This is a genomic window from Thioclava sp. ISO4 (assembly GCF_058105145.1).
This window is the reverse complement of sequence record NZ_CM176571.1, coordinates 1,002,641-1,020,448: the sequence shown is the minus strand read 5'-3', so window position 1 is coordinate 1,020,448 and position 17,808 is coordinate 1,002,641. Positions and strand designations below refer to the sequence as shown.

At 63.5% G+C, this 17,808-nt stretch carries 18 protein-coding genes; 9 read left to right on the top strand and 9 right to left on the bottom strand.

Annotation, left to right across the window (positions count from 1 at the left end; genetic code table 11):
- Window positions 1–15: 15 nt before the first annotated feature.
- A complete protein-coding gene (locus tag AC2TZ7_RS05170) occupies window positions 16–1,314 on the bottom strand; it encodes a flagellar hook protein FlgE (RefSeq protein WP_489866127.1) in 1,299 nt (432 codons plus the stop codon).
- 133 nt (window positions 1,315–1,447) lie between these two features.
- The gene (locus tag AC2TZ7_RS05165; protein ID WP_489866126.1) at window positions 1,448–3,229 is read right to left on the bottom strand and encodes a tetratricopeptide repeat protein; all 1,782 of its coding nucleotides are present in this window, start codon (window positions 3,227–3,229) and stop codon (window positions 1,448–1,450) included.
- Between the two features lie 143 nt (window positions 3,230–3,372).
- Between AC2TZ7_RS05165 and flgF the strand changes: the two genes are divergently transcribed.
- The 5 genes from flgF to AC2TZ7_RS05140 are packed head-to-tail and all read left to right on the top strand — an operon-like array spanning window position 3,373 to window position 6,796.
- Window positions 3,373–4,110, top strand: coding sequence for a flagellar basal-body rod protein FlgF (flgF, locus tag AC2TZ7_RS05160; RefSeq protein ID WP_489866125.1), 738 nt, complete (start codon window positions 3,373–3,375; stop codon window positions 4,108–4,110).
- Window positions 4,111–4,133: 23 nt separating this feature from the next.
- Complete coding sequence (flgG, locus tag AC2TZ7_RS05155; RefSeq protein ID WP_078522000.1) at window positions 4,134–4,919, top strand: flagellar basal-body rod protein FlgG; 786 nt, start codon at window positions 4,134–4,136, stop codon at window positions 4,917–4,919.
- Between the two features lie 4 nt (window positions 4,920–4,923).
- A complete protein-coding gene (gene flgA / locus AC2TZ7_RS05150; RefSeq protein ID WP_489866124.1) occupies window positions 4,924–5,601 on the top strand; it encodes a flagellar basal body P-ring formation chaperone FlgA in 678 nt (225 codons plus the stop codon).
- A complete protein-coding gene (gene flgH, locus AC2TZ7_RS05145; RefSeq protein ID WP_369679765.1) occupies window positions 5,598–6,353 on the top strand; it encodes a flagellar basal body L-ring protein FlgH in 756 nt (251 codons plus the stop codon). The genes flgA and flgH overlap by 4 nt, the downstream gene beginning before the upstream one ends.
- Window positions 6,354–6,382: 29 nt before the next feature.
- Entirely contained in the window at window positions 6,383–6,796 is a 414-nt protein-coding gene (locus tag AC2TZ7_RS05140; RefSeq protein WP_489866123.1) for a hypothetical protein, read from the top strand.
- Between the two features lie 39 nt (window positions 6,797–6,835).
- Here AC2TZ7_RS05140 and AC2TZ7_RS05135 read toward each other — a convergent pair whose 3' ends face one another.
- From AC2TZ7_RS05135 to AC2TZ7_RS05110, 6 genes are all read right to left on the bottom strand, one after another.
- Complete coding sequence (locus tag AC2TZ7_RS05135; protein ID WP_489866122.1) at window positions 6,836–7,516, bottom strand: flagellar hook assembly protein FlgD; 681 nt, start codon at window positions 7,514–7,516, stop codon at window positions 6,836–6,838.
- Between the two features lie 10 nt (window positions 7,517–7,526).
- Complete coding sequence (locus AC2TZ7_RS05130; RefSeq protein WP_489866121.1) at window positions 7,527–8,897, bottom strand: flagellar hook-length control protein FliK; 1,371 nt, start codon at window positions 8,895–8,897, stop codon at window positions 7,527–7,529.
- Between the two features lie 13 nt (window positions 8,898–8,910).
- Complete coding sequence (locus AC2TZ7_RS05125) at window positions 8,911–9,675, bottom strand: hypothetical protein (protein WP_489866120.1); 765 nt, start codon at window positions 9,673–9,675, stop codon at window positions 8,911–8,913.
- Window positions 9,676–9,685: 10 nt separating this feature from the next.
- On the bottom strand, window positions 9,686–10,429 hold the full coding sequence (locus AC2TZ7_RS05120) for a sigma-70 family RNA polymerase sigma factor (RefSeq protein WP_078540288.1): 744 nt from the start codon (window positions 10,427–10,429) through the stop codon (window positions 9,686–9,688).
- Window positions 10,430–10,668: 239 nt separating this feature from the next.
- Complete coding sequence (locus AC2TZ7_RS05115) at window positions 10,669–11,076, bottom strand: hypothetical protein (protein ID WP_489866119.1); 408 nt, start codon at window positions 11,074–11,076, stop codon at window positions 10,669–10,671.
- 354 nt (window positions 11,077–11,430) lie between these two features.
- Window positions 11,431–12,174: a response regulator transcription factor gene (locus AC2TZ7_RS05110; protein WP_489866118.1), complete on the bottom strand. Its 744-nt coding sequence runs from the start codon at window positions 12,172–12,174 to the stop codon at window positions 11,431–11,433.
- A gap of 322 nt (window positions 12,175–12,496) precedes the next feature.
- On the opposite strand from AC2TZ7_RS05110, the gene AC2TZ7_RS05105 reads away from it, so the two are divergent.
- The 3 genes from AC2TZ7_RS05105 (at window position 12,497) to AC2TZ7_RS05095 (ending at window position 14,755) form a co-directional block, all read left to right on the top strand.
- Entirely contained in the window at window positions 12,497–12,766 is a 270-nt protein-coding gene (locus tag AC2TZ7_RS05105) for a MucR family transcriptional regulator (RefSeq protein WP_489866117.1), read from the top strand.
- 169 nt (window positions 12,767–12,935) lie between these two features.
- The gene (locus tag AC2TZ7_RS05100; protein ID WP_489866116.1) at window positions 12,936–13,400 is read left to right on the top strand and encodes a Ros/MucR family transcriptional regulator; all 465 of its coding nucleotides are present in this window, start codon (window positions 12,936–12,938) and stop codon (window positions 13,398–13,400) included.
- Between the two features lie 200 nt (window positions 13,401–13,600).
- Entirely contained in the window at window positions 13,601–14,755 is a 1,155-nt protein-coding gene (locus AC2TZ7_RS05095; RefSeq protein WP_489866115.1) for a flagellar motor protein MotB, read from the top strand.
- Window positions 14,756–14,831: 76 nt separating this feature from the next.
- Here AC2TZ7_RS05095 and dapA read toward each other — a convergent pair whose 3' ends face one another.
- Window positions 14,832–15,704 carry a 4-hydroxy-tetrahydrodipicolinate synthase gene (gene dapA, locus AC2TZ7_RS05090; protein ID WP_078522012.1) on the bottom strand — a complete coding sequence of 291 codons (873 nt, stop codon included), beginning with the start codon at window positions 15,702–15,704 and terminating at the stop codon, window positions 14,832–14,834.
- A 157-nt stretch (window positions 15,705–15,861) separates the two neighbouring features.
- Between dapA and AC2TZ7_RS05085 the strand changes: the two genes are divergently transcribed.
- Window positions 15,862–17,805, top strand: a complete 1,944-nt coding sequence (locus AC2TZ7_RS05085; protein ID WP_489866114.1) for a lytic transglycosylase domain-containing protein — start codon at window positions 15,862–15,864, stop codon at window positions 17,803–17,805.
- The last annotated feature ends 3 nt before the right edge of the window (window positions 17,806–17,808 follow it).

Below are 17,808 nucleotides of genomic sequence, written 5' to 3'. Positions count from 1 at the left end.
TTCTCAGCGTGACGATCAGCGTTTGAGGCGGGTGGTCTCGTCGAGCATCTCGTCCATCGTGGTGACGATCTTCGCGTTGGTGGAATAGGCCCGCTGGGTGCGGATCAGATCGCTCAATTCCTGCGCGATATCGACATTCGACCCTTCAAGCGTCCCCGAGGAAATCGTGCCCACCGGGCCCTCGTTCGCCTTGTGGATCGTGAAGTCGCCACTGTTGCGGGTCAGCCGATAGGCGTCGCCATCGACCTCCTGCATCCCGTTCGGGTTCGCCACATGGGCGAGCGGAATCTTGTAGAGCGCCTGCCGCTGGCCGTTGTCGAAGATCCCGTACATCGTGCCGGTATCATCGATCTCCATCCGGGTCAGCGCGCCGGCGGACGAGCCGTCGGTGTCGAATTTCTGCGGGGTGAAATCGCCGGCGAACTGGGTCATCCCGTCGAAGCTGTTCAGCGCGCCGAGACCGACGTCGATCGGCTGGGTCGTGCCACCGTCATTCATCGTCAGGCTCATCACGCCCGTGGTCGTGTCCATCGAGAAGGCGCCGGGCGCCGTGGCGAGATTGGTCACGCCGGAATAGCTGACCGGGGCGCCCGCATTGGGCCCGCTGGCGGCGAAATCGACCGTGACCTGACCGTAGGGAACGCCGTCGCCATCGGACACGGTGACGTCCCACTGGTTCTGGGTCGAGGTCGGCTGCCAGGAATATTCGAGCCGCTTCGCCGCACCGAGCGGCGTGAAATATTGCGAGGACGAGGTGAAGGGCGCGCCCGGCGTCGCGTTTCCGGTTTCCTGCGAGGGCAGATTGCCTTGCACACTGACCGTGGTCGTCGCCTTCGCGCTCAGCGTCGCATCGGTCACGTTCACCGTCTTCAGCCCATTGAAGCTGTTACCGTCGATCGAGCCGAGCTTGCCGTCGGTATAGGGGTAGCCCGAGAGGAAATAGCCCGCCGAATTGACAAGATCGCCGTTCTCGTCGGGCTTGAACGACCCGGCGCGCGTCAGGACGTAATCGGACTCGACGCTCGTATTGGCTCTGCCAGACACAACGAAGAACCCGTTCCCGTTCACCGCGAAATCGGTTGCGGAACTGGTGGGGATCACCGCGCCCCCGTTCGTCACGTCGGAGGAAACGACAGCATTGACGCCCGAGGGTGCATCGAGCCCGCCGCTCGGCGTCATGGTCACCATCTGGGCGAAGCTGCGCTTGTAGCCCGTGGTATTCGCATTCGCGATATTCTCGGAAATTTCGCCAACGGCGACGGAGTTTGCGTTCAGGCCGCTCACGCCGGTCTGCATCGCGCTCGAAATACTCATGGTTTTATCCTCTCATGTCCGAAGAGAAGGGGTTCCTATCTAGGAGATATGCGACTGATGTTTAACTGGAGTTAAAAATATCTGCGTTTTGTCTTTGCCGATGCTGGCGAGGGGCAATGCATAGCAAAGATATCTACCCGCCAGCCTGCTTCGCCTCCGACCCAACCATCTCAAGCGCGTCATCCGCCTTGCGCAGCCGATCCCGCGCGGCCGCGTCCATCAGCGGGCTGAGCTTGGCGGGCTCCGCCAGAAGGCTTGCGACGAGCTTGTTCAGATCTTCGCGCCCCGCCAGACGCGGGAAGACCTCGGCGACGCTGCGGGCGGTGGTCAGATCGCCCGACCGGTAGGCGGCCAGCAGCAATTCGACCGCGTCGGTCTCGGAGAAATCGTCCGGGGCCTTCTTCCACAGCTCGCGATAGGACCGGGTCGCCGCCTTCCAATCGCCCTTCTTCCAATGGAGCCGCGCCTGAAGCCGCAGATGATCGACCGAGTGCGAGGTCACCTTGGCCTGCAAAGCCGCATCGGTCTTCCCGGCCTCCGCCAGAACACGGGCCTGCAGCGCGTTGAACTGGTTCAGCTCCTGCGCATCGGCGGGACGCTCGGAAGCCTCCAACACCTTGGTGGCACGGGAAAATTGCCCCCCGCGCGCAAGCGCTTCCGCCTCGCGCAGCGCCAGATAGGCCATCCGATCTTGCGACACCGCCTCGGGGTTGTCCTTGCGCTGTGCGCTCAGAGCTTCCCGGATTTTGCGATATTCCGTGGCGGCCTGGGTCGTAGCCCCCAACTCCAGCAGGCGATCCGCGAATTGCTCGGCATAGGTCTGAAAATCGGGACGGACCTGGTAATAGGCCTCCAACCGCTGATGCCCCTCGGCGAAATCCGTGAGCGAAATCTTCCCCGCCGCGCCCTTCGCATAAAACGCCTTGAGCAGCTTGTCGGCAGCCTGCGCCGCCGCGCGCGCCTGAGGACGCTCGGGGAACCGGGTGAGGATCTCGCCATAAGCGATCAGCGCATCCACGTCATGGCCGGACGTCTCGCCCAGATGCGCGCGCTGTTCGAGCGCCTGAAGGTCGAACCTGTCGCCGCGCCACGCAAGATTAGCCTCGGCGAGCATCGACAAACCTTGGTCGGGCGTCAGCGCTCCATGCTCGAGCCCCAAACTGACCAATGCAAGCCGCGCCCGCTGCGCGTACCGATCCTGCCCCTTCGCCGCTTCGCGATAGGCGGCATAGGCCTTGTCGGGATGATGCGATTGCTCCGCCACACGGCCGAGAAGGAAGCTATAGACCGGCTGCGATTTAAGCTCGGGATAGTCGTCGAAATCCCGGCTCAGCCGCTGGGCCAGCGACCATTTCCTGACTGCGATCGCGCCTTCCAGAAGCGCGGGCAGACAGGCCTCCACGAAAACGGGCGGATAGGCCGGAAGCCGGTCAGCCGCACCCGCGAGATTGCCGTCAAGCTCCACCGCGTCGCCCTGCGTGATCGCGTTCAGCGCCGCCCAGAGGTGATAGTCCTGCCAGTTCGCCCAGTCGGCATTCGGCAGGAGCGTGCCAGTCGGCACCCCCGCCCCTTCCATGATGCTGAACCCGGCCGCAATCGCACGCCAGCGAGCCTGCTCTGCGGGGATCAAGCCGTCGGGCATTTGGTCGCCCAGCACCGAGCGCCCCTCGGGCAGCATGACATGGGCGAGATAGAATTCCGCGAGATCGAGCCGCGCAATGGCGCGCGACGGCCCCGGCTCGGCTGCGGCGAAACCAGCGGCCAGCGCATCGCGATCCGCGAGGAACCCCGCCTGCGTGTATTGCGCGAAATCGAAAGGGGGAGGCGCGGGCAGCGTCTCCGCCGCAGCGCCGCCGCACAGAAGACAGAGCGCCAAAACGCCGCCCATGAAGGGGAAACCGCCTCGCAACTCCATCACCTCTTGCCCAAACGCACCAGAATTCCTTCGCGCTATAAAGAATAGTATTGATTATTCCAAGAAGAGCAAACATTATTGAATAGAAATTGGCAGCGATCCAAGCACAAAGCCACAAGATACATTCTCGCGGACGGAAATTCATGGATAGCTCAAATTACGTCTCTCTATCCCTCGTCTCGACGCTGTGGCGCTGCCTCGACATTTCGGCCAACAACATGGCCAACGCCAACACGGCTGGCTTCAAAGCCGAACGCTCGCTGACCGAGAGCTACAACTCGAAGGGCAATGCGGGCCCCGAGGATGACGTGAGCTACGTGCTCGACAAGGGCTCCTATCTCGATGACCGACAGGGCTCGCTTACCAAGACGTCCAATCCGCTCGATGTCGCGCTGAACGGGGACGGCTGGCTCGCCTATACGACGCCCGAGGGGCAGACGGCTTTCGGGCGCGACGGGCGGCTGGCCGTCGACCCGCAGGGCAATCTCGTGACGCTGACGGGCAACAAGGTTCTCGACCGGGGCGGCGCGCCGATCGCGATCCCGCCGGGCGAGAAGATCACGATCTCCCGTGATGGCACGATCTCGGGGCCCAATAGCGGCACCATCGGCACGCTGGGCATGTTCACCGTGCCCGACATCCAGAGCTTCAACCGACTGGGCGGCGGCCTATTTGCCGCGCCCGGAGGGGCCGCCCCCGCCTTCACCCCGTCTGACACGACGCAGGTCGCTCAGGGCTTCGTCGAGGAGAGCAATGTCCAGCCGGTGGTCGAGATGACCCGGATGATGGACATCCAGCGCTCCTACGAGCGGGCGGTGAAGTTGATGGATGAACAGAACACCCTTCGTCAGGAAACACTGCGCAGGCTTGGCAAAGTCTGACCGGCGCGAAAAGGAGCTGAACCATGAGAGCACTTGGAATTGCCGCGACGGGGATGCTGGCCCAGCAGACCAATGTGGACGTGATCTCGAACAACATCGCGAACGCGAACACCACCGGCTATAAAAGCAGCCGCGCCGCCTTTCAGGATCTGGTCTACCAGTCGCTGCAACGCGAAGGCTCGCTGACCTCGGCCGACGGGACCGCGCGCCCTGTAGGCGTCGATATCGGCCTCGGCGTGCAAAGCGCGGGCGTTGTGCGGCTCAACACGCAAGGCGGTCTGGTGCAGACCGAAAACCAGCTCGATCTCGCGATCGACGGCGGCGGGTACTTCACCCTCAACATGCCCGATGGCAGCCAGGCCTATACCCGGGCCGGCACTTTCCAGCTGAGCCCCGAGGGCCAGATCGTGTCGATGGACGGCTATGAGGTCGCGCCCGGCATCAACGTCCCGGCCAACACCACGAATGTCGAGATCAACCAGCAGGGCCTCGTGATGGCCTATGTCGGCAAGGACCCGACCCCGGTTCAGATCGGCCAGATCACGATGTCGACCTTCGTCAACGAGGCGGGGATGAAACCGCTGGGCAACAACCTTCTGCAGGCGACGACCGCCTCGGGCGAGCCCACCGAGGCGCTGCCGGGCGATCCGGGCGTCGGCATCCTGCGTCAGGGCTATCTTGAGAGCTCCAACGTCAACATCATCCAGCAGATCACCGACCTGATCTCGGCGCAGCGCGCCTATGAGATGAACTCCAAGGCGATCGAGACAGCCGACCAGATGATGTCCACCTCGAACCAGATCAAGTGATGCCATGATCCCGAAATTCGCCTCTGCGACTGCCGTTCTCGCCACGCTCGTCACCGCGCTTCTCGCCGGTCCCGCGAGCGCGGAATCCGTGCGGGTGCTGATTGCCGAGAAGGCGGAGCAGTCCTGGGGCCTCGAGATGCCGCCGAGCGGTCATTTCGAGATCACGCTGCAAGACAGCGATCCGGGCGACGCGGAGATGATCAGCGATTTCTGGATGGACCGCTCCACGGGACAGTTTCTCGCGAATGCGGTCGAGGCGTCGGGCGATGTGCGCCGCCTCGGGGGGCTTGCCCTGCTGAACGTGCCCGTTCCGGTGCCGACGCAGCAGATCCTCCCCGGCGCCATCCTGTCGGGCGATGATTTTCAGATGGTCGACCTGCCCTATGGCCAAGTCGGCGCCTATGCCGTGACACAGCTCGACCATCTGGCCGGGATGCAGGTGCGCCGGGTTCTAGCGCGCGGGCGTCCGGTGATGAGCCAGTCGATCATCGAGCCGGTCATCATCTCGCGCGGCGACCCGGTCTCGATCGAATATTCGAAAGGCGCGATGTCGCTGACCGCGCCCGGCAAGGCGATCTCCGACGCCCATGCGGATCAGTCGGTGCGCGTGGTCAATCTCGTGAGCAACAAGATTGTCGAAGGTATCGCCAAGCCCGACGGCAAAGTGGAGATTCAGAAGTGAGACATCCGTTCTACATCCTGCCGATGCTCGCGCTGGCCGCCTGCGGACCCGGCTCGGCCTTCGAGCGCGACCCGAAGGTGAGCGACATGGTCGTCGATGGCGACACGATCCCCGAGGTGAACCGCGTCAGCGTCCCGATGCCGCCGCTGGAGCCTGCGCGCGTTCCGCAGCGCGCCGAGGCGGCCTCGCTCTGGCAGACCGGCTCGACCGGTTTCTTCGGCGATCAGCGCGCCGACAAGGTGGGCGATCTGCTGACCGTCGATATCGACATCAACGACGAGGCGCAGCTTCAGAACGCCTCCCAGCGCAGCCGCGACGGCAGCCAGAGCGTCGGCTTCCCGACCTTCCTCGGCTATGGCGGCAAGATCGCGAAGATCCTGCCCGGCGTCAGCGAGAAAGACCTGCCCACGGGCAGCAATATCGTCGATCTCAGCTCGCAATCGAGCGCCAGCGGCACCGGCTCGATCAAGCGCAACGAGACGATCAGCCTCAAGGTCGCAGCCCTCGTGATCCGGAAACTGCAGAACGGGAATTTCGTGATCGCCGGACGCCAGGAGGTGAAGGTCAATCACGAGCTGCGCGAATTGCGCGTGGCCGGTATCATCCGTCCCGAGGACATCCGGATGGACAACACCATCCCCTACGAGAAGATCGCCGAGGCGCGCATCTCCTATGGCGGGCGCGGCCAGATCAGCAAGGTGCAACAGCCCCGCTACGGGGAAGACGCGCTCGACGTCGTCCTGCCCTACTGAGCACGACGATGCCGCGCTGGAGAACACTTGTGCTGCTCATCGTGGTGGTGCCGATCGTCGCGGCGGGCCTGGGCTATCTTGGCGGCAGCCAGATCGCGCCGGGGCCCAAAGCGCCCGAAGCGCCGCCCGTGCCTGCCCCGCGCGACGTCGCGCTGGGGCCGATCACTGTCCCGATCTTCCGGGCGCGCGCGGTCAGCTATCTGACGGTCGATGTGACGCTGGTGCTGAAGGGTAAAGAGCTTTCCGATGGTCCGGCGCTCGTGCCGAAACTGCGCGACGAGACGATCGATCTGCTGACGAAGCTCGCGGATAATCGCATCTTCGACCCCGATACTGTCACGCCCGACGACCTCGTCCCGCTGCTCGAGCGCGGCCTCAAGGACCGTGTGCCCGGCTTACAAGCGGCGAAGGTGAACAGCGCGGCGCCATTCAAGCAAGGGTAGGAAAGCCCCCGCCGCGCACCGCGCCGGGGGACACTCGCGTCAGCCCGACACCGCAACGATGAGCGAGCTGGGCACTTCCTCGCCATTGCGCAGAACCAGCGACTGCCCCTGCGAGGAGAAGCGCACCTGCTCGACCTGCGTGCTGGGATAGGTGTCATAGGGGACCGCATTGCCATCGGTATCCTGTGCGTCGATCTCGACCCGGAACGTGTCATCGGGCACCGGCAGCCCCGCGGAATCCCGCCCGTCCCAGTTCAGCGCGATCTTCTCGCCCGAACGTCCGGGCAGGCCTGTGATCCGGCGCAGTTCGGTCCCGTCCTCCGTCTTGATGATCGCGGTCACCTTGTCGGCGGGTGCGGCAAGCTCGTAGCTGGTACTGGCCTGACCGTCGCGCAGCTCGATCCGGTCAGAGGCCAGCGACACCGTCTTGCCCATCAGGGCCACATCCGCCATCCCGCCCATCGCACTCAACTTCGCGTCGATGGTCTTGAGGTTGGTATTGGTCTGCACCGATTGCTCGACCTGACTGAGCTGCGCCAGCTGCGAGACGAATTGCGTCGAGTCCATCGGCTTCAGCGGATCCTGATTTTTGATCTGCGCCGTCAGCAGCTGCAGGAAGCTGTTGTAATCCGCCGAGAGCTTCGACTGCGCCGGATTTGCCTTGGCGGTCGTGTCGGTCGCAGTCGCGGCCGGATTGGTGCTTGTCGGGGAGATGCTCATCTGTGGCTCCTCAGGTCCTGATATCCAGTTGTCCGTCGTCGATGGTGGGCTGCCAATCGGCGCCCAGCACGGGGACGTCTTCGTCAATGCTCGCGCTCTGGCCGGAGGAGCGTTCTTCTCCGCCCTCGCCATGACCGCCGAATTGCTCGAAATCGAGCGCGCCGCTATCCATCTGCAAGCCCTGCCCCGCCAGGATCGCCGCGAGCGTCTCGCGATCCCCACGCAAGGCGCTCAGCACCGCCGGGCTTTCGGCCCGAACGACCACGTTGACCTGACCGCGCTTGTCGCGCTCCACGTCGATCTCGATATCGCCCAGCCCGCGCGGGGTCAGGGCCACGCGGGTGCGTCCCTCCTGCAGATCGGCGCGGCGGAGCTGCGTTGCGACGAAGGCCGCAAAGCGCGGCGAGGGCTGGTCCGCCTGCCCTGGTTGCGCCGCCGCCTCGCTGCGGGCTGCGTGACTTGCGTCATGCTGCGTGAGCCGTGCCACGGCCGCATCGGGCAGAGCCCCGGCGCGGGCGGCCTCGGCGAATGGCTGCGCCGGTTTGGGGTCGGCTTTGCTCGGCGCGACGGGCAACAGTGCTGCCTGCGCGTCGGCCTTGCCGGTCTTCGCCGCGCCTTTCGCGGCCGCTTCCAGAACGGCGCGCACACGCGGGTCCATGTCGTTCTGCGGGACCTCCGGCGCCAATGGCGCGGGCACCGCCCCGGCAAGCCCCTGCGGAACGGACGTGATGACCTGCGGCTGCGGCTGCGACGCCTCAGGCTTCGGCTGCGCCGCCGGAGAGGGTAGATCGCCCGCAGAATGTGCGGGCATGAGCGCCATTACCGATGGGGTCTGCGCGCCGCCCTTTTGCGGCGATGCGGGCTCAGGCGGCTTCGCATGCAGACCGAGCGAGACCAGAAGGCTCGCGAAGACCTCGTCGACCGTGTCGCTTTTGTCGTGCGCATGATCCGAGGCGGGCTTTGCCTCCGCGCCACCAGTTTGTAGCTGCACCCCTTTTAGCGCTTGGGCGAGAGTTTCCTGCAATTTCGTGCCATGCGCGGCGTCGAACTCGGCGAGCACCGTCGCGAGCGACGTGCCCAGCTCTTTCAGCACCGTCCCGATCGGCTCGCCCTGCGCCAATTCTGCCAGCGCACCGTCCCGAACCTTCTGCAGCTTCCCGGCCAGCTCGGCCTTAAGCGCGGGATTCCCCGCAAGGACCGCCGCTGTCGCACCCTTGGGCGACGTGGCCACAGGCGACACCCCCGCCTTCGCGGCACTTCCCCCATTCGGGTTCGCGCCCTGCAAAAGCGATCCGAAGCCGGTCGCCTCCGATGACGACTTCCGCCCGGCCCCTGCGCCAGAGGCCGTCGTCTTCAGCAATGTCGCAGCTATCGCGTCCATCTCATCGTCCTCGTCACACTAAACCCAAGCGCTTGCTCCGGCACCCCGACGCCGCCTGCCACTCCGTGAAGGGCGCGAACCAGTCGCGGTCCTTTTCGTAGCGAAGCTGCTCGAGCAGATCGAACAGCACCGGGAAGCGCGAGAACTGGTCGAAGATGCGCGCCTGATGTTCTTCGTCGAGCCACTTCGCGCGGGCCTTCTCGACCGGACGAATGCCGTTGAGCGGCCCCTTCAAATCTTCCGGAATCTCGGCACTGCCGAAATCGGAGAAGTGCCCCTCGAATTTCAGATCGAGCGCATCGCGCAACTTCTCCTGAATCCTGTCGGGATCGTCGGCAAGGTCTTCGTATTTCAGAAGGAAGACGCCTTGCGGGAAAATGCCGGAGTTCAGCACGGTCGCGATCGCCTCGTGGATCTGCAGCAGCCCCGGCATGACCGGCGCGGGCGCATCCGGGCCGCCAATGAAATACATCGCATCTGCCGAGATAAAGTAGTCGTCCGGCACCGCCGAATGACGGCTCACGAGGATGTCGCGCGGATCGCGCAGCGGCACGATCAGATCGATCCGCTTGTTGCGGACATTGGCCCGCGCGATATTCGCGATCTGGAAGATATCCAGCGGCCGCTTGCTGACCCAGTCGCCCGGCTGCCCGATCGTGGACAGCGCGCTGGTCTCGCGCGGAGGGATCTCGAACCCTTTGAGGGTCTCGCGCAGCATATTGTAGAACAGCGTCGTGCCCGCGCGCCCATGTCCTGCGATCATCAGATGACGTGCCATCCCAGCCCTCTCAGTTCAGCATCGCAGGGCTGAACCCGCGCTTTTCAAGGCATCGTTTCAACCGGATGAGCGCGCGCTTTTCGACCTGCCGCGCGCGTTCCCGGCTCATCCCGAGATCGCGGGCCAGATCGTCGAGCGATTCCGGCGGCGTCTGCAATTTGCGCCGCAAGACCATCTCGCGATCCGGCGCATCCAGATCGTCCAGCGCATCTTCGAGAACCTCATGCGCGGCGCGTGCGGCAGAGGCTGCCACAGTCTGCTCTTCCGGCGTGAGGTCCGGGCTGCGCATCATCTCCATCATCTCGGCGTCACTGTCATCGAACGACCTGGCATCGAGCGCCACCAGACCGGTCAGAAGCTGGCTCGCCTCGGGATTGTCCAGCCGCCCCATCCGCGCATCGAGATAGACCCGCGCCGGCACATCGATCACCGTCTTGATCCGGGCAAGCGCATTGAGGACGCAGGTCATCACCCACCAGTGTGAATAGGTGGAGAACCGCACGTCCTGCGTCAGATCGAAGCGTTCGGCGGCGCGCATCAGACCGATGATCCCTTCCGCGACGAGGTCTTCGAGCTCGACCGGATTGGTCGCCCAGCGACGCGCCTGCGCATAGGCCTGACGGACATGCGAGCGCAGGAGAATTTCGAGCGAGTCCCGATCTCCATATTCCTGCCAGCGCGAGATGGCCTGCCGTTCTTCTTCAACATTCAGAAATGGCGCATCAAGTGCAGCACGGAAGCTCAATGCAAACATTACTCCGCCTCTATCCGCTCTATTCTTGAAGAACAGAAGACCACGGGGGCATGTTTGGAGAAAGCTTTACTTGATTAAAGGCAAGTTAATCGGAGGCTTTTCTGGTTAACCTCGGATTAATTCTGCGGGAGGCCGCGCCGCCTTCGGGACGGCGCGGCATACTCATGACTTTGCCAGAAAGGCCCGGTCCGCCAACCGAGCGCAGAACTCATATCGGCCGTTTTCCACGGCCTTCGCGCTCAAAGGCGACTGCCCGTCGCGCTCGCGCCGCGATCCCGCGCATCTTCGTGAACAGAAAAACCACGGCGTGCGGGCGACGCCATCGCTGGCAGCCGGAGGTCGATCGCACGGTCCCCAAAACCATGCTTCACCCCTGCGACATGCGTCGGTTCGATCACCACGAGGCTTCCATAAGGCACCTCGATTCCAAGCTCTTCTGCAAGAATATCACCAAGCGATATACCCGGCAAAAGCTCTTCGGCTTCGGGCAGCACGAGCAAGCTTGCATCCTTGCGAATCGAGCGCAGCAAAACACTGTGCGCAGGCAGAAGCGCAGCCGCCACCAAGCTCCCTTGGGAGCCCGCGGATGATGACGCTTGCGTCACCGAACCCTCCCAAATCTGCGCTAACAAATCGTTATTTTTCATAGACATCCCTGATCCCTGTGTCCCCCAATTCCAGTGACAGCAGATTATCAGCGATTCAGGATCGGGTAAGGTTAAAGATTGTTAAACCGCGAGGCGAGTAAGGATAGATTTTCTGTAAAAAGACCGTGAAACCGGCCCTTGAGTTATCCCCAGACCAACATCGCGTGAGGCGGCCGCAGGCCTGTTTTTCATAGACTCGAACGCTAAGGGTTGTGGTTGCAACCTCGATCATCCACAGCTTGTCGATGCTCCAGCCACAGGTTGTGCGCTCACGGACAATCGCTGAGACGTTAACAATTCGGCGCTTGACAGCTACTACCGCAAAACACGTCACAGCGACTCGGTGACTCAACCTTAGGTTGTGTCTGTTTGCTGCCTTCCTTTGGGAATCTCGTAGAACGAGTATCCAGCCGCCCGAATCGTTTCCACGACGTATCTTTCTCCAAAGGCACCGCGCAACTTCTTGCGAATCTTGGTGATGTGAACGTCGAATTTGCGGTCGCCGTAGACCCACATGCATTTATCGATTCGACGCGACAGCGCGTCGCGCGTCACGATTCGCCCGCCGCTCCGGATCAGCTCGCACATGATCTCCCCTTCCATCGGGGTGAGCTGCACCGCTTCGGCAGCATCGGGCCCGGTCAGCCGGTTTTCCTTGTCGATCTTCAACCGAGCGACGCGTTTTTCTTCGCCCGGGAAGCTGATTGGCAGACTGCTCCCCGCACGCAGCCATAGCCGCGCAGCCAATTCTCTCTCGGAATAAGGCTCACGCAGCACATCATCGGCGCCCGCCAGAATCATTTCGGCGGCCAGATCTCCGCCCGTGGTCGGATCGACGAAGAGGACGAGGCTCTCCATCTCACTGCCGCGCGCGGTGCGGATCAGATCCGCCGCCCCCTCCGGCTCCGCGAGATTAATTAACAACAGGCGTGGGTTTCCATGCAGCAGGATGTACTGCTCCGCCTCAAATGCTTTCGCAAAAGGCAAAGGATCCCAGCCGCAGCACTCGCGAAAGAAGCCGGGCAACTGGCCTTGTTTCGCCTCGTCTTCCGCTACGATGATGACGTTCTGTCTCCGCATGGCATCTGCGCCAAACAAAAGGCAACTCCCCGAATACCCCAGCGCTTCGGGTCGAAACTCAGGTCTCGCGCCCATCCCCGTTGCGCAGTCACTTCCGATTAACGCCGAACGCCAGACGGGACCTCAGAGCATAAATCCGCCGAGCCTGACTTCTTTGCATTTTCGAATTTTTTTACCTGCGATATGCGATACTTCACGCTTTCGTGCCTGACAAGCCGCGCGCACGCTTTGAAATAGCGTGTAACTGCGGCGTCTTGCGGGAAAAAATCGATTTCTTTGACCTAACTTTAAGATTTCCTTCAATCTTTCCCCCTAAGGACAAAAATATGTGAGTGGAGACATGACGCAACATCCTCCGGCCCGGACCGGCGAGCCTGCGACCTCCCGCATCCCTGCGGTGCCGATTTCGGAAAGCGTGTATCCGGATCGGTTGATCTGTCTGGAAACGGGCCGTCCGATCAAGATGTTGAGGCGTCACCTCAGAAATCTGCTCGGAATGACCTTCGAGGAATATCGCGCGAAATGGGGACTTCCGCCGGACTATCCGACCAGCGCTCCGGACTATCAGCTCGCCAAAGAGCGATGGCTCACGCGCGACAAACTGCACTGACCAGCCCGAGGACAGTCAAAGCATTCAGCGAAACAATCCCGTTCAGGAAATGTATCTTTGCAAGGAACCCAAGCACAGATACGCGCGTTTGTTGACAGAAACAGAGGTTGCCCGTAACTTTCTCTACTAGTCCGGGGAGAGTGCAAATTTTAAGCATTGGAGAGACCAGATGTCGAAGGATCGGCCCACGGATGCAGCAAACATTATCGCGACAGTTGCTGCCGCCTATGCCGCCCGTTCGGATGTAACGGCGGATCAGGTGGTCGACCTCGTGGCGAAGCTCTCCGCGCAGTTCGGCGAAGAGCTGAACGATGCGACGGCCTCTCATGCGATGGATACGGCCTCTGCCAGCTCCAGCCCCGCGCGGCCGCACCCCGCGCTTCCTATTGAAGACGCAGTGACCGAAGATAAGGTCTTCTGCCTGTGCTGCGGGCGCGGGTTCAAGATGCTCAAACGCCATCTCGGCTCGGAACACGGGCTGAGCGAAGACGAATACCGGACCCTGTTCAATCTGCCCGCGGATATGCCGCTGGTCGCGCCCAGCTATTCGGCGCGCAAAGCGGCCTATGCCAAGAAGGTCGGGTTGGGAAAACACAGCCGCGACGACCTCGACGCCTCGCTCCACGGGGCGTGATAACGGGCAGCAAGGCGCAAGCCTTTCTGCTCAAAACGGATTCCAAAGTCAGCGTTGCGAATCTTTGTTTCCAGATCATGAACGATTGTCGCCCTTTTTTGGCCCACATTTAATCCGAGAACCCACAGTCAGGGGCTGCAGGAGACGTATGCCCTGAGAATACGGCTGGCTCCGGTCAGCGAGGTGGGAAAGGGCAATCCATGGCACGGTCGAACCAAGCGCCGATCATTGTGAAGCGGAGCGACGACGATCACGAAACCGAGCATCATGGCGGTGCGTGGAAAGTCGCCTACGCGGACTTCATGACCGCGATGATGGCCTTCTTCCTGCTGATGTGGATTCTCTCCGTGTCGGACGAGAACCAACTCACCGGGATCGCCGATTACTTCGCTCCGGCGAAAATCTCGATGCAGGCGCCCGGCGGCACCGGCCCGCTCGCAGGCGAGACGCTCGGCCCGAAAGGGATCATGAACGCGTCGCGCGCCAATGATGCGATCCCCGCCAATCCCGGCATCGGAAGCGTGACCGATCCCTCGACCGAAATGGCCAACGCCTCCGGGAAATCCAAGGACACCACGCCCGACGCGACGGCTGAAAAGCTCGCGACCGCGGCGCAGGCGACGGCCAAGGCCGGCGATGTGACCGACGCCAAGACCGCTGCGGTCACGCCGCATGCCGTCGATGACGCCCGCTTCGAGACGCTTCAGACCCGGATCACGCAAGCGATCCAGCACGTCCCGGACCTTCGCCCGCTGCAGCAGAACGTGTTGTTCCGCCGCACGCCGGACGGGCTGAATATCGAGGTCGTGGATCAGGCAGGCAAAGCCATGTTCGCCTCGGGCAGCGCGAAGATCGACGGGCCGACGTTGAAGCTGATGGATCAGCTTGGCCGCGCCCTGTCCGATCTGCCCAATGACGTGCTGATCGCGGGCCACACCGACTCGGTGCCCTATCAGAAAGCGGGCGGCACCTATGGGAACTGGGAACTGTCCTCGGACCGCGCCAATGCGACGCGCCGGGCGCTCGTGACCGCCGGGGTCGCTCCGGAGCGTATCACCCGCGTCTCGGGCCTGTCGGACACCGATCCGCTGAAACCGGCAGAGCCCCGCGATCCCTCGAACCGCCGGATCACCGTGACCCTCGCCTATCTTCATCCGAAAACCGATGCGCCCGCGCCGACCGATACTGCAACGCCGCGGCTCGAGGCGAAGGCGGAGCCCGTGGCCCCGCAACCGGTCCCCGCAGTCGAACACGCGGCCCCCGAAACCGTCGCGCCCGCCGCGCCGGGCACGCAGGAACAGCCGCAGAAATACAGCTCCGTCGCGCTCGACGATCTGCGCAGCGCCCTGCAATAACCCCCATCGTCAAAGAAAAACGCCGGCGCGATCCTCATCGCGCCGGCGTTTTCTTGTCTTCGCTTGGGTCGGAACCTCAGATCAGACCGGCATGCGCCATCGCGGCGTCGATCGCGGTCTTCGTCTCGGGCAGAAGCTCGGTCAGCGGCAGACGCACCTCGGCCGAGCACATGCCCAGCTTCGACATCGCGTATTTCGCGCCCGCGACACCCGGCTCGAGGAAGATCGCCATATGCAGCGGCATCAGCTTGTCCTGATAGCTCAGCGCCTTGGCGTAATCGCCCGCAAGCGTCGCCTCCTGGAACTCGGCACAGAGCTTCGGCGCGACATTCGCGGTCACCGAGATGCAACCCACGCCGCCATGCGCGTTGAAGCCGAGCGCGGTCGCGTCCTCGCCCGAAAGCTGGATGAAATCGGGCCCGCAGGTCGCGCGCTGCATCGAGACACGCTCCAGCTTGCCAGTCGCGTCCTTCACACCGACGATGCGCGGCAGCTTGGCCAGTTCGCCCATCGTCTCGGGGATCATGTCGATCACCGAGCGGCCGGGGATGTTGTAGATCACGATCGGCAATTCGCAGGCATCGTGCAGCGCGCGGTAATGCTCGATCATGCCGCGCTGCGTCGGCTTGTTGTAGTAAGGCGTCACAACGAGCGCCGCATCGGCCCCGGTTTCGGCGGCGTGCTGGATCAGCCGGACGCCTTCCGCGGTCGAGTTCGAGCCCGCGCCCGCGATGATCGGGATACGACCCTTCGCGGCTTTCACGACCTCGGTGATGACGGTCATGTGCTCGGCATGGCTCACCGTCGGGCTTTCACCGGTGGTGCCGACCGGCACGAGGCCGTGGCTGCCCTGGTCGATATGCCACTCGACGAGTTTCTTGAGCGTGTCCAGATCCAGTTCGCCGTCCTTGAACGGCGTGACCAGTGCGGGAAGAGACCCTTTGAACATGACACGCTCCTTTTTTGGTTGGGCCGGGAAGGTGAGTCGTCCCGGCGGAAATCGGCCGGGTTATAGGCGGTTGCGCGACGGTTGCCAACTTGTGATTCATCCCCATCTGTGAGAGGCCCGTATCAAAGGGGCAACCCCGCGACCACGAGCAGCCATGATGATCCGACGCCAGTTCCTCGCCGCGCTTGCGGCTTCGAGTTTCGCGCTCTCGCCGGCCGCGCTTCGCGCCGCGAGTTCCGCGCTGTCCGATGCTTTCGCCGCAGCCAATTCCGGCAACTGGGACGAGGCCGAAAATCTCGCGCGCCGCGTCGGCCCCCTGGGCTTCGATGTCATCGAGTGGAAACGCCTGCGCGACGGCGAAGGAGACTTCGCCGACTATCTCGATTTCGCCACCCGCCGCGCCGATTGGCCCGGCATGCCGTGGCTGCGCGAGAAGGGCGAAGCCACGCTCGACGGCATCCCGCCGCGCGAGGTGATCGCCTATTTCAAACTCGGCCCGCCGCAGACCGGCACCGGCGCGCTGGCGTTGATTGGTGCGCATCTCGCCTTGGGCCAGAAGGCGTTGGCGGCCGAGGTCGCCAAGACCGCATGGCGCCAACTGCCAATGGACGAAGACGAGCAGGCGAAGTTCTTGGCCGACTACCCCTCGCTCATCTCCGCCGATCATGGCGGGCGGATGCAGAACATGCTCGATCGCGGGCATCTGTCGGATGCGCGCCGGATGATCGGTCTGGTCACGCCCGGCACCAAGGCTGTGGCCGAGGCACGGATCGCCCTGCAGGCGCGCAAGCAGGGCGTGGACGATCTCGTCGCCGCCGTCCCCCAATACATGGTCGAGCGCTCCGCAGGGCTTGCCCGCGACCGCGCGATGTGGCGCTGGCGCGCAGGGCTGGAAGACGGGGCGGCAGAGCTGATCCTCGAGCGGTCGAAATCCGCAACCGATCTGGAAGACCCCGACCTTTGGGCGACGCTCCGCGGCTATCAGTCGCGCTGGGACCTGCGCGCGGGCAATACGCAGCGCGCCTATGATCTGGCCTCCTCGCACCATCTGGAACCGGGCGGCGCAGATTACGCCGATCTCGAATGGGTGGCGGGCTATGCCGCGCTGAAACTGGGCCGAGCCGATACGGCCTACAGCCATTTCCACAATCTCGAAAAGGCGGTGGACGGGCCGATCTCCTCCGCGCGGGCATGGTATTGGCAAGGCCGCGCGCTGGAGGTTCTGGGCCGCAGCGACGAGGCCAAGGCCGCATGGCGCAAAGGCGCGGAAAATCAGGACGCCTATTACGGGCTCCTGTCGGCAGAGCGGCTGAACCTGCCCTTGCCCGCGAATTTCGCCAAAGGCCCCGACCTGCCAGACTGGCGCCGCTACAAGCTGCGCCATTCTTCCGTCTTCAAGGCCGCGCAGCTGCTCTACGAAGCCGGGGAAAACGAGCTGGGCGCGCGCTTCGTGCTGCATCTTGAGGAAAGCCTCGGGCCGGGCAATTTCGGTGCGCTCACGAATTTTGCGCTTGAGGAGGACGACACCTATCTCGCGCTGATCATCGGCAAACGCGCCGCGCTGAAGGGCGAGATCATTGCGCAGGCGCTCTGGCCGATCCCGGGGCTGACGAGCCATGATCTGGGCGTGCCGGAAGAAGTCGTCCTCGCGGTCGCCCGGCGCGAGAGCCAGTTCGCGATCGGCGTGGGCTCTCCGGTGGGCGCGCAGGGTCTGATGCAGCTGATGCCCGGCACCGCGAAGATGATGGCGGATAAAACCGACCTGCCCTACGAGAAGGCGCGGCTGACGACCGACGCGACCTATAACCTCAAACTCGGCGGCGCCTATCTGGCGGAGCTTCGCGACGAGTTCGGACCGTCTTCGGTGCTCGTCGCCTCGGGCTACAATGCCGGACCGGGCCGCCCGCGCAACTGGATCGAGGATCGCGGCGATCCGCGGGTCGGCACGGTCGACGTGATCGACTGGGTCGAGATGATCCCCTTCACCGAGACCCGCAACTACGTCATGCGCGTCTCCGAGGCGATCCCGCCCTACCGCGCGCGGCTGGGCAAGGGCGAGGTGAAATTCACCGACATCCTGCGCGGTGACGTGACGGATTGAAGG

Bases quoted from the DNA above. Each gene is read 5' to 3' on its own strand.
- AC2TZ7_RS05170 (WP_489866127.1), bottom strand. From the start codon at position 1,314: ATGAGTATTTCGAGCGCGATGCAGACCGGCGTGAGCGGCCTGAACGCA.
- AC2TZ7_RS05165 (WP_489866126.1), bottom strand. From the start codon at position 3,229: ATGGAGTTGCGAGGCGGTTTCCCCTTCATGGGCGGCGTTTTGGCGCTC.
- flgF (WP_489866125.1), top strand. From the start codon at position 3,373: ATGGATAGCTCAAATTACGTCTCTCTATCCCTCGTCTCGACGCTGTGG.
- flgG (WP_078522000.1), top strand. From the start codon at position 4,134: ATGAGAGCACTTGGAATTGCCGCGACGGGGATGCTGGCCCAGCAGACC.
- flgA (WP_489866124.1), top strand. From the start codon at position 4,924: ATGATCCCGAAATTCGCCTCTGCGACTGCCGTTCTCGCCACGCTCGTC.
- AC2TZ7_RS05135 (WP_489866122.1), bottom strand. From the start codon at position 7,516: ATGAGCATCTCCCCGACAAGCACCAATCCGGCCGCGACTGCGACCGAC.
- AC2TZ7_RS05130 (WP_489866121.1), bottom strand. From the start codon at position 8,897: ATGGACGCGATAGCTGCGACATTGCTGAAGACGACGGCCTCTGGCGCA.
- AC2TZ7_RS05125 (WP_489866120.1), bottom strand. From the start codon at position 9,675: ATGGCACGTCATCTGATGATCGCAGGACATGGGCGCGCGGGCACGACG.
- AC2TZ7_RS05120 (WP_078540288.1), bottom strand. From the start codon at position 10,429: ATGTTTGCATTGAGCTTCCGTGCTGCACTTGATGCGCCATTTCTGAAT.
- AC2TZ7_RS05115 (WP_489866119.1), bottom strand. From the start codon at position 11,076: ATGAAAAATAACGATTTGTTAGCGCAGATTTGGGAGGGTTCGGTGACG.
- AC2TZ7_RS05105 (WP_489866117.1), top strand. From the start codon at position 12,497: ATGACGCAACATCCTCCGGCCCGGACCGGCGAGCCTGCGACCTCCCGC.
- AC2TZ7_RS05100 (WP_489866116.1), top strand. From the start codon at position 12,936: ATGTCGAAGGATCGGCCCACGGATGCAGCAAACATTATCGCGACAGTT.
- AC2TZ7_RS05095 (WP_489866115.1), top strand. From the start codon at position 13,601: ATGGCACGGTCGAACCAAGCGCCGATCATTGTGAAGCGGAGCGACGAC.
- dapA (WP_078522012.1), bottom strand. From the start codon at position 15,704: ATGTTCAAAGGGTCTCTTCCCGCACTGGTCACGCCGTTCAAGGACGGC.
- AC2TZ7_RS05085 (WP_489866114.1), top strand. From the start codon at position 15,862: ATGATCCGACGCCAGTTCCTCGCCGCGCTTGCGGCTTCGAGTTTCGCG.